Genomic DNA, 14,139 nt, shown 5'->3' on the forward strand with positions numbered 1-14,139 from the left:
TTTAAAGGACAGGTTATACCCGGGAGAACCGTTTCGGTACGATAGTCGTAGCCAGATATACGGTGGTTTCGGGGACACTCTATCGACGGGGGATATGCGTAGCCGCCTGCGTAGCGCTGGCGTTCCTGCTCGCGGCGGCCGTCCCGGCGCCGGCCGCGGCGGATCACGACACGACGAGCGACCGCTTCGACGACAACCGGACCGACGACTGGGGAGACCACGACTACCGGGAGACGAACGCCACGGACGCCGTATCCGACCGGTCGATACTCGACCGGAACACGACCCACGTCGACCTCGTGAACGGTACCGTCGGGAACGCGACCGTAGCGAGAGCGCTGGCCGAGGACCTCGATGGCGTCTCCGCGTCGGACCTCATGAGCGACAACGGGACGGTCCACGAGCGCGCGCTCCAAAACCTCACGGCCGAGGAGGCCGAGGCGCTCGCGAACCATTCGGCCCTGTCGGTGAACGCGTCGGTGCTGCTCGAGTTCGAGACCGACCCACAGCGGGCCGAGGAGCGGGCACTCGACGACAGCGGCGACGGCGCCGGGTCGACTCCCGAGGAGACCGGCAACGACGCCGATTCGACGGTCGGTGTCGTCCTCGACGCCGACATCGTGCCGGCCGACCGGCGGATGGGACTGAACGCACGGGTGCTGCCGGGCGTGGCCGTGCCGATGACGGCATCGTCGCTGGGCGCTGACCCGGTCGCCGTCAACCGAACCGAATCCACAACCGCGAACGACGCCTCCTCGTCGACCGGCGGGACGGCTACGCGCTCCGGTGGCAGCGACGAAACGGCGACGCAGGGCGCCGGGAGCGGGGAGACCGCCGAGACACCGACGCCGGACGACTCGTCGGAAGCGGCCGACGGGACGAACGCCACGGCGGGTGTGTTCGACGCCCCGACGACGCTCGATGGCGTCCTCGATAGCGGGGCGCCGCTTGCACCCGCCTCGCTTTTCGCGATGGGTCTGCTGACGGTCGTGACGCGGCCGTGGGTCGGCTTCCTGTCGACGGGCGCCGTCCTGTTCGGCGACTGGCTGGGCCGATTCGGCGTCCTCTTCCGGTTCGGCCGGTCGTCCTCGACCGACCCGCTGGAACACGAGACCCGCACGCTGATTCACGACCATCTTCAGGAGGTGCCCGGGGAGAGCCTCACGGAACTATCGGAGACGCTCGACGTGCCGCTTTCGACGCTCAGACACCATCTCAAAGTGCTCGAACGCGAGGGCGAAATCGTCTCACACAAACAGCGCAACCGGCGTCGGTTCTACCCGCTGGGGGCGGAACACGAAGCGCTCACGGCCGCGCTCGCGGAGGACACCAGCGCGGACATCATCGAAACGCTTCGACGGCGCGGGTCGGCCACCGTTGGCGAGGTCGTCGACGCCGTCGACCGGAGTTACAGCACGGTTTCCTATCACCTCTCGCGGCTGGCCGAGGACGGCCTCGTCGTTCAGCGAACCGAGGGCAGACAGACGGTTTCTCGGCTCGATTCGTCGGTCGAATCCCATCTGGGGCCGACCTCCGAACCCGAATCGACGGAGTTCAGCGGGCGGAACGGCGAGGCCACCGCCGACTGACACCGGCCGACGGCAAGAGTCGGGGTTTCAGTCCCGGATTTCGCCGGACCGCTCGCTCAACAGGTCGACCATCTCGACCAGCAGCGCGACGATGAGCGGGCCGGCGATGATGCCGATGACGCCGACGGTCAGGACGCCGCCGACGAAGCCGACGAAATAGAGGCTCGCCGGCAGGTTCGCCTGTCTCGTCGCCAACCGCGGGCGGATGAGGATGTCCGGAAGGACACCGATAACCACCGTCCCGAGCACGATGACGGCGATGGCCCGGTCGGTCATTCCGATGAGGAAATCGTAGCCGCCGAGCGCGATAGCGAGCATGCCGGGGCCGACGATGGGGAAGAACTGGAGGATGGCCGACAGCACCGCCAGCACGAAGACATCGTCGTAGCCGAGCGTGAAGAAGACGACCAGCGCGACCGGGAAGGTGAGGACGGCCGTCGCCGCCTGAATGATATACAGGGCATAGAGGGTGCCGCCGATCCGGTTGTGGAGCGCCCGGATGACGTCGTGATAGGACGGCGGCGTGATTTCGAAAGCCGCCCGGCCGACGGCGTTGGGCCGCAACAGCAGGCCGTAGAGGACGATGGTAAACAGCGTCAACTGGAGGGTGATGAAGACCGAATCGGCCGCAATCGAGAAGGCCAACTCCCGGAGGGCCTCGGACGTGCTGTTGACGAGGCTGACGACGTCGACGACGTAGGTAAAGCCGAACGCTTCGATTGGCAGTTCGTCGGGGAGGTTCCCGAGCAGTTCGATGATGGCGCTGCGGCGGCGGAACAGCGTCCACGCGATGGGCGCCAGCAGGACGACCACGGCCACGAACGCGACCATGGTGACGATACCGCTGGCGATGCGGTTCGGCACGCTGCGGTCGACGAGGCGCTGACGGAGGGGGTAGAGGACGTAGGCGACCGTAATCGCGAAGAAGACGGTCTCGACGACCGCCCAGAGGATGCCGACGGCGATCAAGCCGATGCCGACGAGCAACCCAGCGAGGACGTATCGCCGGCGGCGAAGCGATGACACAACACCCATTCAGCGGGCGAGGGCAAAACCGTTTCCCGGCCACGACACGGGCGACTTAAGTACACGCAGAAATACCACCCGGTAATGAAGCGACGGACGTTCATCGCCGGCGTCGGTGCTGGCGTTACGGCGACGGCTGGCTGTCTCGGCTATCAACAGGAACCCGGCGACGGCGTCGTGACCGTCGCGACCTACGACTCCTTCGTCGACGGCGAGGAACCCGTCGGCCCGTGGCTGAAAGAGCGGTTCGAAGCCCAACGCGACGACGACGTCACCATCGAGTTTCAGGTGCCCGAAGCGGGCGTCAACCAGTACATCCAGCGCGCCAAGCAGGACGCGCCAATCGAGGCGGACCTCTATGTCGGCCTCAACGTCGACGAACTCATCCGCATCGACGACGAACTCGATTCGGCGCTTTTCGACAGCCTCTCGGGGCAACTCGAACGGAGCGACCGGGTTCTCGACGAACTCCGCTTCGACCCCGACGGCCGGGCGGTCCCCTACGACACCGGCTACATCAGCCTCGTCTACGACGAAGAGGAGGTCGAACCCGAGACGTTCGAGGACCTGACCGCCGAGCGGAACCGCGGTGACCTCATCGTCCAGAACGCCCAGCAGTCGGACCCCGGCCGGGCGTTCCTGCTGTGGACCATCCACGAGTTCGGCGCGGACGGCTACCTCGACTACTGGCAGGACCTGCAGGACAACGACGTGCGCGTCCTCGGGTCGTGGGACGACGCCTACAACGCCTACCTCGAAGAGGAGGCGCCGATGGTCGTCTCCTACTCGACCGACCAGGTCTACTACGGCGACACCCCGCGCCACCAGGTCGGCTTCCTCAACGACCAGGGCTATGCCAACCCCGAGGGGATGGCCCGCTTCGCGGACGCCGACGACCCCGACGCGACCGTCGACCTCATGGAGTTCATGCTGACGCCCGAGGCGCAGGGCGAAATCGCCCAGCGGAACGTCCAGTTCCCGGCGGTCGACGACGCCGAACTCGACGAGGAGTTCTCCCAGTTCGCCCACGTCCCGCCCGAGCCGGTTACCTTCTCGTACGACGAACTGGCCGGCAACCTCGACGGCTGGGTCGAGGACTGGGCCCGACAGGTCGCCCAATAAGCAATGGCCGGCCGACGAGGACGCCCCGAACGACCGTTTCTCGTTGCCGGAGCAGTCACGGCCGCGCTGCTGGTCGTCCTGCTGTATTACCCCGTCGCCAGCGTCCTCGTGGAGGCCATTTTCGAGGACGGACAACCGACGCTTTCTCCGCTGCTCGACGTCCTCGCCGACCCCTTTTACTGGGACCTGTTCGGCTTTACCGCCTATCAGGCGACCCTCTCGACGCTTTTGAGCCTCGCGCTCGGCCTCCCGGGCGCCTACGTCCTCGCGCGCTACGGGTTCCCCGGCCGCCGCACCGTCCAGTCGCTGACGCTCGTCCCCTTCGTCCTGCCGTCCATCATGGTCGCGGTCGGCTTCGCCGCCATGTTCGGGACGAACGGCCCGCTGAATCAGGCGCTGGCGGGGCTCGGCTTGCCGAAACTCGAATTGATGTTCACGCTGAAAATCATCGTGCTCGCCCACGCCTTCTACAACGCGCCGCTGGTCGCCCGTATCGTCGCCGCGGCGTGGCAGAGCGTCGACGCCCGCACCGTCGAGACCGCCCGCAGTCTCGGCGCCTCGCCGCGGCGGGCGTTCCGTGACGTGGTCGTCCCGCAACTCGCGCCCGCCGTGCTGACCAGCGCCCTGCTCGTGTTCATCTTCACGTTCATGTCCTTCCCCATCGTGCTGGCGCTGGGGGGCCTCGAACTCGCGACCGTCGAGGTGTGGCTCTACGACCGGATTCGGACGCTCCGACTGCAGGAGGCCGCGGCGCTCGCAGTGCTGGAAGCCATCATCACGCTCGGCCTGACCTACGCCTATCTCCACTACGAGACGGCACAGGCCGCAAGTGGTGGCGTCGCGCCGCGCCCTCCGGCCCGAAAGCGCCTGTTCGCGAAACTCGACGCCAAGCGCCTCGCAATCGCCGGGTATGCCGTCGTCATCGCCGTCGTCTTCGTCGGCCCCATCGTCTCGATGCTGCTCGCGAGCGTCACCGACCTCGACGGGTCGCTTTCCCTTCGCTACTACGAGTTCCTGCTGGCCCGCCGGGACGTGGTCGTGGGCACCCAACCGGACGTGGCCATTCGCAACTCCCTCGTCTTCGCTGTCGGCGCAGTCGCCCTCGCGGTACCGATGGGCGTCGTCGTCTCGCTGGCGACCGCACGGGATACGCTGACCGCGCGCGTGGTCGGGACGCTCGCGATGTTGCCCTTCGCCGTCTCGGGTATCGTCGTCGGTTTCGGTCTGCTGCAGACGGTCGTCTTCGGCGTCGAGGTGGCGGGCCTCCGGATTCAGGTGACCGGCGCCGTCGCCATCGTCGCCGCCCACGCCGTCGGTGCCTACCCCTTCGTCGTCCGCACTGTCGCGCCGGCGCTGTCGTCGATGGACGATTCGTTGGTCGAATCCTCCCGCGCGCTCGGGGCCTCGCGCACCCGCGCGCTACTCGATATCGAGTTGCCGCTGGTCGCGCCCGCCGTCGCCGCCGGCGCGGCCTTCGCCTTCGCCATCAGCATCGGCGAGTTTAACGCCACCATCGTCCTCGTGGAGGGCGGCGGGTCCTACACCATGCCCGTCGCCGTCGAGCGCTATCTCGCCGAGCGGACGCTCGGACCCGCAACCGCGATGGGGTCGGTGCTCCTCCTCGTGACGGGCGTCAGTTTCGTGGTCATCGAACGCGTCGGCGGATACGGAGGCTTCGAGCGATGACGAGGTGGCACGAATGGAGGTAACGCTGGACGGCGTCGCCAAGCGCTACGGCGAAACGACGGCCCTGGAAGACGTGTCGCTGGCCATCGAGGACGGCGAGTTCTTCACATTGGTGGGGCCGTCGGGCTGCGGGAAGACGACGACGCTCCGTCTGCTGGCCGGCTTCGAGGAACCGACCGAAGGCACGGTTCGCTTCGACGGTGAGGACGTTGCCGGCCGGCCGCCGGAGGCCCGCGATATCGGCATCGTGTTCCAGAACTACGCGCTGTTCCCGCACATGAGCGTCGCCGAGAACGTCGGCTACGGCCTGCGCTTTTCGGAGCCGCCGGGCGGCGTTTCGACCGAGGAGCGCATCACCCAACTGCTCGACCTCGTGGGACTGGAAGGCTTCGACGACCGCGACCCGACGGAACTCTCCGGGGGCCAACAGCAGCGCGTCGCCCTCGCGCGGGCGCTGGCGCCCGGCCCCGAGGTGCTCCTGTTGGACGAACCGATGAGCGCGCTGGACGCCCGCCTCCGGGAGCGCCTTCGGCGCGACGTTCGGGACATCCAGCAGGAACTCGGCGTCACCACCGTCTACGTCACCCACGACCAGGCCGAGGCGATGGCCGTCTCCGACCGCGTGGCCGTGATGCACGACGGCCGGGTCGAACAGGTCGGCGACCCCCGTGACCTCTACCGTCGCCCCCGGACCCGGTTCGTCGCGGAGTTCCTCGGTGAGAACAACGTCTTCGACGCGCAGGTCGTTACCACGAACCGTGCCAGGGAACGAACTGCAAGTGAAACGGAGGGGTGCACGGTTCGCGTCGGGGATGCGGATTTCGAACTCTCTCGGGTGGAACCGCCGTCCGACGGGCGTCTGACGTTCTGTGTCCGGCCCGCCGCCTTCGAAAAAGGAACTGGACGGAATCGCCTCACCGGCGAGGTCGTCGACAGCGAGTTCCTCGGGGAGACGACCCGAGTGTGGCTGGAGTGGGAGGGTCGGCGCGTGGTCGCCGCGCTCGACGACCCGCCCGAGTCGGGGTCGCTGACGGTTGGCTTCGACCCCGATGACGCGTGGGTGCTGGACGACTAACGGCCGGCCTTACTCCCAGGAGACGTCCTTCCGAATACCCTTCAGGGTGCGCGAAATCATCCAGACGACGAGCAGGAACGGGAGCAGTGGGACGAGCAACAACAGCAGGCCGGCGCCGACAGCGAGCCAGAGATTGCTCGTTTCCCCGTCGCGTGAAACCCGATTTCGGAGCGCGAGTCCCCCGGTCGAAGCGGTACCCTCGGACATACCTCCCCATTGGGACGCATCCGACATGAGCCTTCGTGTGACCGGACAGCCGGATTCGTCGGATGGAAAGTTTAAGGGCCGAACCGGCGGTACCTTCGATAACTTCCTCTCTATGCACGACGACGGCTACGACCACACGGCGGTCGAACGACGGTGGCAGGAGGCGTGGGACGACGCCTCGGTGTATCGAACGCCCGACGACGTCTCCGACCCGACGTACGTCCTCGGCATGTATCCCTACCCCTCCGGACAACTTCACATGGGCCACGTCCGCAACTACACGATTACGGACGCCTACGCCCGTTACCGGCGGATGCGCGGCGACGACGTCCTCCACCCGATGGGCTGGGACGCCTTCGGACTCCCGGCCGAAAACGCGGCCAAGGAACGCGATACGAACCCCCGCGATTGGACCTTCGACTGCATCGACACGATGCGCGGTCAGATGGAGTCGATGGGCTTCGGCTACGACTGGGACCGCGAGGTCACAACCTGCAAGCCCCGCTACTACAAGTGGAATCAGTGGCTGTTCCGCCGGTTCGTCGAGGAGGACCTCGCCGAGCGCCGGGACGCCGAGGTCAACTGGTGTCCCTCCTGTGAGACGGTGCTGGCCGACGAGCAGGTCGAAGGCGACGCCGAACTCTGCTGGCGCTGTGACACGCCCGTCGAGCAGCGCGAACTCGAACAGTGGTTCCTGAAGATTACCGACTACGCGGACGAACTGGTCGACGACATCGACGACCTCGAAGGCTGGCCCGACTCCGTCCGGCAGATGCAGCGCAACTGGATCGGCCGGCAGTACGGAACCCAGCTAGAGTTCGAAATCGAGGACTACGGTTCCGTCGAAGCGTTCACGACGCGGGTCGACACCATCTTCGGCGCGACGTTCTTCGCCCTGGCGCCGGACCACCCTATCAGCGAGCAGTTGGCCGAGGAGGACGCCGACGTCCGTCACTTCATCGAGGAGGAGGCCGACCCGGACGGCGACGAACCCAACGGCGTCGAGACGGACCTGACCGCGACGAACCCGGTCACCGGCGAGGAGATTCCGGTCTTCGTCGCCGACTTCGTCCTCTCGGACGTCGGCACCGGCGCGCTGATGGGCGTGCCCGCCCACGACAACCGCGACCACGACTTCGCCGAGAAAATGGGCGTCGACATCGACCCCGTCATCGCCCCGAGCGAGGACGAGGTGCCCGACGTCAGCGAGGAAGCCTACACCGAGGACGGCGTGCTGGTCAACTCCGGCGACTACAGCGGCCTCGACAGCGAGACGGCCCGCGAACGCCTGACGGAGGACATCGACAGCGCCGAACTCGACACCCAGTACCGACTGCGCGACTGGGGTATCTCCCGGCAGCGCTATTGGGGGACGCCGATTCCGGTCGTCCACTGCGAGGACTGCGGCCCCGTCCTGGTGCCCGAGGAGGACCTGCCCGTCGAACTGCCGGAGTTCATCAACACTACCGGCAACCCCCTCGACGCCGCCGAGGAGTGGAAGCAGACCACCTGTCCCGACTGTGGCGCCGAGGCGACCCGCGAGACGGACACGATGGACACCTTCGTCGACTCCTCGTGGTACTTCCTGCGCTACGTCTCGCCGGACCTCGACGACGCGCCGTTCGACTTAGAGCGGGCCAACGACTGGATGCCCGTCGACCAGTACGTCGGCGGCATCGAACACGCCGTGATGCACCTGCTCTACAGCCGCTTCGTCACGAAGGTGCTGGCCGACACCGAGGACCTCGACCACCGCGAACCGTTCGAGAACCTGCTGGCCCAGGGGATGGTCCAGCTGGAAGGCGAGAAGATGTCCAAATCCAAGGGCAACGTCGTCTCCCCGCAGGCCATCGTCGAGGAGTACGGCGCCGACACCGCCCGCCTGTTCATGATGCAGGCCGCCCAGCCCGAACGCGACTTCGACTGGACCGACGAAGGCGCCCGCTCCGCGTATGCCTTCCTGACCCGCCTGAAGGACACGGTCGAGGCGTTAACCACCGGCGACGTGGAAACGACCGACGACCCCGGTTCGGTCGCCGGCTACGTCGACGACGAAATCGAGGCCGCCGTCGCCGTCGCCACCGAGGAGTACGACGACCTGACGTTCAACACCGCCCTGCGGGAGGCCCAGGACCTCGTCAGCACGCTCCGACAGTACCGCGACTATACTGCGGTCGACGCCGACACCTTCGAGGCCGGCCTCGAAACCGCGCTGAAACTGCTGGCGCCCGTCACGCCCCACGTCGTCGAGGAACTGTGGGAGACGCTGGGCTACGATGGCTTCGCCGTCGACGCCGAATGGCCCGACACGGAAGCCGACCGCGAGACGGCCGAACGGCGCCGTCGCCTCGTCCAGAACACCCGCGAGGACGTCCGGGAGATCAGCGACGTCGCCGGTATTCCGAACCCCGAGCGCATCGACATCGTTGTCACGCCGGAGTGGAAGTACGACGCGCTGAACATCGCCATCGACAGCGACGCGCCGAACCTCATCGGCGAACTGATGCAACACGACGACATCAAACGGCACGGCGACGACGCCGCCTCCTACGGACAGGACCTGCAGGCGAACCGTGAGGCCCTGCAGGAGACGCTGGACCCCGAAACCGAGTACGAGGCCCTGCAGTCCGCGGCGTGGCTGGTCGAACGGGAGTTCGACGCCGAGGTCCGGGTGCTGACCGCCGAGGAAGCGCCCGACAGCGTGGCGAACAAGGCCGAACCCGGCCGACCCGCGATTAACATCGAGGAGTAGGCCGTCGCTGTTCGCGGGGTTTTCTCGCAGGCGCCGCTATCGAGGGAATCGTCAAAAAATACGAGTCGCGTCCCCCTACGTCGACAGCTGGTCGTGTTGCCAGCCCGGGTCCTGGCCCGTTCGCTCGATCAGTTCGGCCCGGCAGGCCGGACAGTAGTCGGGAACCGTCGATTCGCTTCGGGGGACGTACACCGCGCCGCCACACTCCACGCACGCATCCGCGACGATGGTCGCACAGTCCGCGCAAACGTTGAAGTCGTCTACCGTCAGGTCGCGCAGCGGTTCGAGTTGTTTATCCAGGATATACTCGTCGATGACCGTCTGACAGTGTTGGCACGGTTGCATAGCGATGCTCCTAGTCAGATGATACCACACCGTAAATACCTGTCCCCACCGGAAACCCCCGCCGGGCGAGCGGAAACGGTCGTCGAAAACTGCCGAAAACGCCATCTCAGCGCCGGAGGGTCCATGGTACCTTGACTCTCGGAAGGGTTATCCCCTGATGGGCCATACATTTGTTTGTAATGGCAAACGGTAAGGTTGACTTCTTCAACGACACTGGCGGCTACGGTTTCATTTCGACTGACAGCGACGAAGTAGACGACGACGAGGACGTTTTCTTCCACATGGAGGACGTCGGCGGCCCGGACCTCGAAGAAGGTCAGGAAGTCGAGTTCGACATCGAATCATCCCCCAAGGGACCCCGCGCGACGAACCTCGTCCGCAACTAATTACGAACGTCGTCCGTCGCTGATACCGATGGTCGTCGATTTCGTTTTCTTCAGGAACTACACCGAATAGCGATACGCTCGCCGTTAGGCAACCCTCTCGACTTCGGCCAGTACGTCGTCAGCGTGGCCGTCAGGGTCCATATCGTCGGCGTCGACGACGGCTTTGACTTCGCCGTCGGCCAGGACGAACGTGATTCGGTCGACGAAATCACCGCGTATCTCCACATCGAACGCCTCGGCTACCTCCCCGTAGGGGTCCGCCAGCAGGTCGAAGGAGAGGTCCTCCTCGTCGGCGAACTCCCGGTGGGAGTCGACATCGTCCGTCGAGACGCCGTAGACGGTCACACCCGCCCGCCGGAACGATTCGATGTCGGCCTCGAACTGCCGGGCTTCGAGTTGACAGCCCGGCGTGCCGTCCCGCGGGTAGAAGTAGACGACCGTCGGCTCCTCGAAGTCCGGCATCACGGTCTCTCCGTTCTGGTTTTTGGCTTCGATAGCCGGTGCGTCCGCGCCTTGCTGTAGCGTCATGTCCACGTGTGGCGGGACGGGACACATCAACCTAATCCGGCCTAAAGTGACACGATGCCGTCGTCGAGCATGTCCATCAGCACGTCGCGGGCGTGTCCGTCAGCCGAAACGCCGCCGTAGACGCGCCGAACCTCGCCGTCAGCCAAGACGAACGTCGTTCGCTCGGCCCGGCCTTGGCTATCCCGCAGCACGCCGAACGCATCGCAGAGTTCGCCGTCGGGGTCCGCCAGCAGGTCGTAATCGATGCCCTCGCTTTCGGCGAACTCCCGGTGGGAGTCGACGCCGTCCGTCGAGACGCCGTAGACGGTCACGCCGGCATCGGCGTAGGATTCACGCTCGCGTGCGAACTGGTCGGCCTGCGTCGAACACCCGGGCGTGCCGTCCTCGACGTAGAAGTACAGGACGGTCGGAACCTCGAAATCGGGGGTGACCGACTCGCCGTGCTGGTTCGACGCTTCGACGTCCGGGGCGGGCTCGCCTACGTCAAGCATACCGGCACTTCCGGGCGAGGCGGGTTAGTGGTTGTCCACGCACCTACAGCGACTCCGCCGTCGCGTAGGCCCTCGCGCGCCAGGCGGCATCGATAGCGACGGTCGCGACGAGGCCGAGAACCGCCAGAGCCACCGACAGTGACACGGCAAGCGAGGCCGAGAGCGGCGTGGAGAGGACGCCACCGGCCGCGACGGCGACGACCAGCAGTACCGTGACAGCGAGACCACCGAATACGACCCGTTCGCGGCCCGGTTCGGGCGGGACGCGGTTCGCGCGGTCGACGCCCCGGGCCAACGACGTCGGCGAGTCGAGAACGACGGCGGGGACGACGAAGGCCTCACAGCCGACGACAATCTCGTTCGGTGCTACGTCGTCCTCCGAAACGACGTACTCGGCCAGCGGGCCGACGGCCACGCGAGTCTTCAGCCAGCGAGCCAGCGGGACGGCCGCGTTCCGCACCGCAGCGAGCGTCCCACCGAGCGTCGCCGTTCCGCCGCGAGCTTGCCGTCCGACGGCGTAGGCGACGCCCGCGCCGAACGGATACCAGACGAGCGATACGAGGGCGGCCACCACGACCAGAAGAACGAGATAGAGCAGGCGGCCGAGGCCGCCGAGAAAGAGCGGATGGACCGACACCGCGCTCGCGTGGAGGACCATCGCCAGTTGCCAGCCGATGGCGGCAACCGCGCCGACGGCGGCCGCGCCGAGGAGCGTACAGCCGACGGCCGCCCGCGAGCGGAGCAGGGCCCGAACCATGTTCCTAACCTGCCCGGCGGCTGACAAAAATCCCGGGGCAGTCAGAACTCGTCGTCGGGCGTGGGGACGCCCTCGTCGGGGTCGTCGAGTTCCTCGAAGGTCTGTCGCAACTCGCGGATGCGGTCCCGGATGTCGGCCGCGAGTTCGAATTCGAGATTCTCGGCGGCCTCGTTCATCCGGTCTTCGAGTCGTTCGATGAGTTCTTCGGCCTCGTCGACGGAGTCGGCCTCGACACCCGCCACGCCGTCGGTGTCGGTTTCGGCGCCCGGCAGGTTCGTCTCGCCGACTTCCTTCTCGATGGTCCGCGGTTCGTGGCCGTGTTCCTCGTTGAACTCGGTCTGAATCTCGCGACGGCGGCGGGTCTCCTCGATGGCGGATTGCATCGAATCCGTCTCGTCGTCGGCGTAGAGCACGACCTTGCCGTTGACGTTCCGAGCCGCTCGACCCATCGTCTGGACGAGTGTCGTCTCCGAGCGGAGGAACCCCTCCTGGTCGGCATCGAGGATGGCGACCAGTGAGACTTCGGGGATGTCCAGACCTTCCCGGAGGAGGTTGATGCCGACCAAGATCTGAATCTCGCCGAGACGGAGCGACCGGATGAGTTCGTGGCGTTCCAGCGTGTCCGTCTCGTCGTGCATGTAGGCCACGTCGATGCCCGCACCTTCCAGATACTCCGTGAGGTCCTCGGCCATCCGTTTGGTCAGGGTCGTCACCAGCACGCGCTCGTCGTCGGGCGTGTTCTCGATGCGTTCGAGGACATCCTCGACCTGTCCTTCGGCCGGTGACACCTCGACTTCGGGGTCGACGAGGTACGTGGGCCGGACGATCTGTTCGACGATCTGGGCCGAGTGTTCCCGCTCGTAATCGCCCGGCGTCGCCGAGACGTAGAGCGTGCGGTCGGTCTTCTCCTCGAACTCCTCGAAGGTCAAGGGGCGGTTATCGTAGGCCGTCGGCAGGCGGAAGCCGTTCTCGACCAGCGAGTCCTTCCGGGATTTGTCGCCCTCGTATTGGCCCTTAATCTGTGGGATGGTCTGGTGGGATTCGTCGATGACCGTCAGGAAGTCGTCGGGGAAGTAATCCAGCAGCGTGTAGGGCGCGTCTCCCGATTCGCGGTCCGACATGTGGACCGAGTAGTTCTCGATGCCCGAGCAGTGGCCCGTCTCCCGGAGCATCTCGATGTCGAAGGTGGTCCGTTCCTCGATGCGCTGGGCAGCGACCATGTCGCCCTGCCGCTCGAAGTAGCTGACCCGCTCTTCCATCAGATCCTCGATTTCTCTGATTGCGCGTTCGAGGCGCTGTTCCGGGATGGAGTAGTGTTCCGCCGGGTGGACCAGCGCGGCGGGTTCCTGGGAGACGACGTCGCCTTTCAGTACGTCGACCTTCATGATGCGGTCGATTTCGTCGCCCCAGAACTCCACGCGGAGGGCGTGGCGGCCGTACATCGGATAGACTTCGACGGTGTCACCGCGCACGCGGAAGGTACCCTGCTGGAAGTCGACGTCGTTGCGCTCGTAGTTCAGGTCGACCAGCCGTTTCAGCAGATCGTCGCGGCCCATCTCCGCGCCCTGCTCCAGTCGGAGGGCCATGTTCTCGTAGTTGCCCGGGTCACCTAGGCCGTAGATGGCCGACACGGAGGCGACGACGATGACATCGTCGCGGGTCAAGAGGGAGCGCGTCGCGGAGTGGCGGAGGCGCTCGATTTCCTCGTTGATGGACATGTCCTTGTCGATGTAGGTGTCCGTCTGCTCGACGTAGGCCTCGGGCTGGTAGTAGTCGTAATAGGAGACGAAGTACTCGACGGCGTTGTTCGGAAACAGGTTGCGGAACTCCTCGTAGAGTTGGGCGGCGAGCGTCTTGTTGTGCGCGAGGACGAGCGTCGGCTGCTGGAGGTCTTCGAGGACCCACGAGACGGTATTTGTCTTGCCGGAGCCCGTCACCCCGAGGAGGGTCTGTTTTTCGGCCCCGCTCTCGTAGCCCTCGACCAACTGCCGGATGGCGTCGGGTTGGTCGCCCGCGGGGTCGAACGGCGCGTCGACCTCCAGCGGGCGGTCGAGGTCGGGACGGTCAGGCTGGAGTGGCCCGGTGTCGCTCATTATCCGAGTGTAGGGGCCGACGCACTTGAGGCGCACGCCAGCGGCCGATAGCGGACGAAGTGTTGTTCGAAACCACGACATT

Annotated in this window: 13 protein-coding genes; 6 read left to right on the plus strand and 7 right to left on the minus strand. The window is 66.1% G+C overall.

Annotated elements, in window-relative coordinates:
* Nucleotides 1-62: 62 nt before the first annotated feature.
* Nucleotides 63-1,589, plus strand: a complete 1,527-nt coding sequence (locus HWV23_RS08690) for a winged helix-turn-helix transcriptional regulator (protein ID WP_178290016.1) — start codon at nt 63-65, stop codon at nt 1,587-1,589.
* A gap of 27 nt (nt 1,590-1,616) precedes the next feature.
* Here the strand turns inward: HWV23_RS08690 and HWV23_RS08695 are convergent, their stop codons facing one another.
* Complete coding sequence (locus tag HWV23_RS08695; protein ID WP_178290017.1) at nt 1,617-2,615, minus strand: AI-2E family transporter; 999 nt, start codon at nt 2,613-2,615, stop codon at nt 1,617-1,619.
* 84 nt (nt 2,616-2,699) lie between these two features.
* Here HWV23_RS08695 and HWV23_RS08700 point away from each other — a divergent pair, with 84 nt between their 5' ends.
* Genes HWV23_RS08700 through HWV23_RS08710 form a run of 3 tightly spaced genes read left to right on the plus strand, consistent with a single transcriptional unit; the run spans nt 2,700 to nt 6,498 of the window.
* Nucleotides 2,700-3,737: a thiamine ABC transporter substrate-binding protein gene (locus HWV23_RS08700; protein ID WP_178290018.1), complete on the plus strand. Its 1,038-nt coding sequence runs from the start codon at nt 2,700-2,702 to the stop codon at nt 3,735-3,737.
* A gap of 3 nt (nt 3,738-3,740) precedes the next feature.
* Nucleotides 3,741-5,423: an ABC transporter permease gene (locus HWV23_RS08705; RefSeq protein WP_178290019.1), complete on the plus strand. Its 1,683-nt coding sequence runs from the start codon at nt 3,741-3,743 to the stop codon at nt 5,421-5,423.
* A gap of 13 nt (nt 5,424-5,436) precedes the next feature.
* Nucleotides 5,437-6,498, plus strand: coding sequence for an ABC transporter ATP-binding protein (locus HWV23_RS08710; RefSeq protein ID WP_178290020.1), 1,062 nt, complete (start codon nt 5,437-5,439; stop codon nt 6,496-6,498).
* 9 nt (nt 6,499-6,507) lie between these two features.
* On the opposite strand, the gene HWV23_RS08715 is transcribed toward HWV23_RS08710, so the two are convergent.
* Nucleotides 6,508-6,705 (minus strand): DUF7535 family protein, encoded by a 198-nt coding sequence (locus tag HWV23_RS08715; RefSeq protein WP_178290021.1) that lies wholly within the window; start codon nt 6,703-6,705, stop codon nt 6,508-6,510.
* 112 nt (nt 6,706-6,817) lie between these two features.
* On the opposite strand from HWV23_RS08715, the gene leuS reads away from it, so the two are divergent.
* Nucleotides 6,818-9,457, plus strand: coding sequence for a leucine--tRNA ligase (leuS, locus tag HWV23_RS08720; protein ID WP_178290022.1), 2,640 nt, complete (start codon nt 6,818-6,820; stop codon nt 9,455-9,457).
* 75 nt (nt 9,458-9,532) lie between these two features.
* Here the strand turns inward: leuS and HWV23_RS08725 are convergent, their stop codons facing one another.
* Nucleotides 9,533-9,802 carry a DUF7571 family protein gene (locus HWV23_RS08725; protein ID WP_178290023.1) on the minus strand — a complete coding sequence of 90 codons (270 nt, stop codon included), beginning with the start codon at nt 9,800-9,802 and terminating at the stop codon, nt 9,533-9,535.
* A gap of 179 nt (nt 9,803-9,981) precedes the next feature.
* Between HWV23_RS08725 and HWV23_RS08730 the strand changes: the two genes are divergently transcribed.
* On the plus strand, nt 9,982-10,188 hold the full coding sequence (locus HWV23_RS08730; RefSeq protein ID WP_178290024.1) for a cold-shock protein: 207 nt from the start codon (nt 9,982-9,984) through the stop codon (nt 10,186-10,188).
* 84 nt (nt 10,189-10,272) lie between these two features.
* Here HWV23_RS08730 and HWV23_RS08735 read toward each other — a convergent pair whose 3' ends face one another.
* Genes HWV23_RS08735 through uvrB form a run of 4 tightly spaced genes read right to left on the minus strand, consistent with a single transcriptional unit; the run spans nt 10,273 to nt 14,057 of the window.
* Nucleotides 10,273-10,716: a peroxiredoxin gene (locus tag HWV23_RS08735; RefSeq protein ID WP_178290025.1), complete on the minus strand. Its 444-nt coding sequence runs from the start codon at nt 10,714-10,716 to the stop codon at nt 10,273-10,275.
* 41 nt (nt 10,717-10,757) lie between these two features.
* Nucleotides 10,758-11,207 (minus strand): peroxiredoxin, encoded by a 450-nt coding sequence (locus HWV23_RS08740; protein ID WP_178290026.1) that lies wholly within the window; start codon nt 11,205-11,207, stop codon nt 10,758-10,760.
* A 43-nt stretch (nt 11,208-11,250) separates the two neighbouring features.
* The gene (locus HWV23_RS08745; protein WP_178290027.1) at nt 11,251-11,964 is read right to left on the minus strand and encodes a hypothetical protein; all 714 of its coding nucleotides are present in this window, start codon (nt 11,962-11,964) and stop codon (nt 11,251-11,253) included.
* Nucleotides 11,965-12,005: 41 nt separating this feature from the next.
* The gene (gene uvrB / locus HWV23_RS08750; protein WP_178290028.1) at nt 12,006-14,057 is read right to left on the minus strand and encodes an excinuclease ABC subunit UvrB; all 2,052 of its coding nucleotides are present in this window, start codon (nt 14,055-14,057) and stop codon (nt 12,006-12,008) included.
* Between the last annotated feature and the right edge of the window lie 82 nt (nt 14,058-14,139).

It is taken from the genome of Natronomonas halophila (assembly GCF_013391085.1).
In the GTDB taxonomy this organism is placed as follows: domain Archaea; phylum Halobacteriota; class Halobacteria; order Halobacteriales; family Haloarculaceae; genus Natronomonas; species Natronomonas halophila.

Coding starts and splice junctions, on each gene's coding strand:
- HWV23_RS08700 (WP_178290018.1), top strand. CDS start 2,700: ATGAAGCGACGGACGTTCATCGCCGGCGTCGGTGCTGGCGTTACGGCG.
- HWV23_RS08705 (WP_178290019.1), top strand. CDS start 3,741: ATGGCCGGCCGACGAGGACGCCCCGAACGACCGTTTCTCGTTGCCGGA.
- HWV23_RS08710 (WP_178290020.1), top strand. CDS start 5,437: ATGGAGGTAACGCTGGACGGCGTCGCCAAGCGCTACGGCGAAACGACG.
- HWV23_RS08715 (WP_178290021.1), bottom strand. CDS start 6,705: ATGTCCGAGGGTACCGCTTCGACCGGGGGACTCGCGCTCCGAAATCGG.
- leuS (WP_178290022.1), top strand. CDS start 6,818: ATGCACGACGACGGCTACGACCACACGGCGGTCGAACGACGGTGGCAG.
- HWV23_RS08725 (WP_178290023.1), bottom strand. CDS start 9,802: ATGCAACCGTGCCAACACTGTCAGACGGTCATCGACGAGTATATCCTG.
- HWV23_RS08730 (WP_178290024.1), top strand. CDS start 9,982: ATGGCAAACGGTAAGGTTGACTTCTTCAACGACACTGGCGGCTACGGT.
- HWV23_RS08735 (WP_178290025.1), bottom strand. CDS start 10,716: ATGACGCTACAGCAAGGCGCGGACGCACCGGCTATCGAAGCCAAAAAC.
- HWV23_RS08740 (WP_178290026.1), bottom strand. CDS start 11,207: ATGCTTGACGTAGGCGAGCCCGCCCCGGACGTCGAAGCGTCGAACCAG.
- HWV23_RS08745 (WP_178290027.1), bottom strand. CDS start 11,964: ATGGTTCGGGCCCTGCTCCGCTCGCGGGCGGCCGTCGGCTGTACGCTC.
- uvrB (WP_178290028.1), bottom strand. CDS start 14,057: ATGAGCGACACCGGGCCACTCCAGCCTGACCGTCCCGACCTCGACCGC.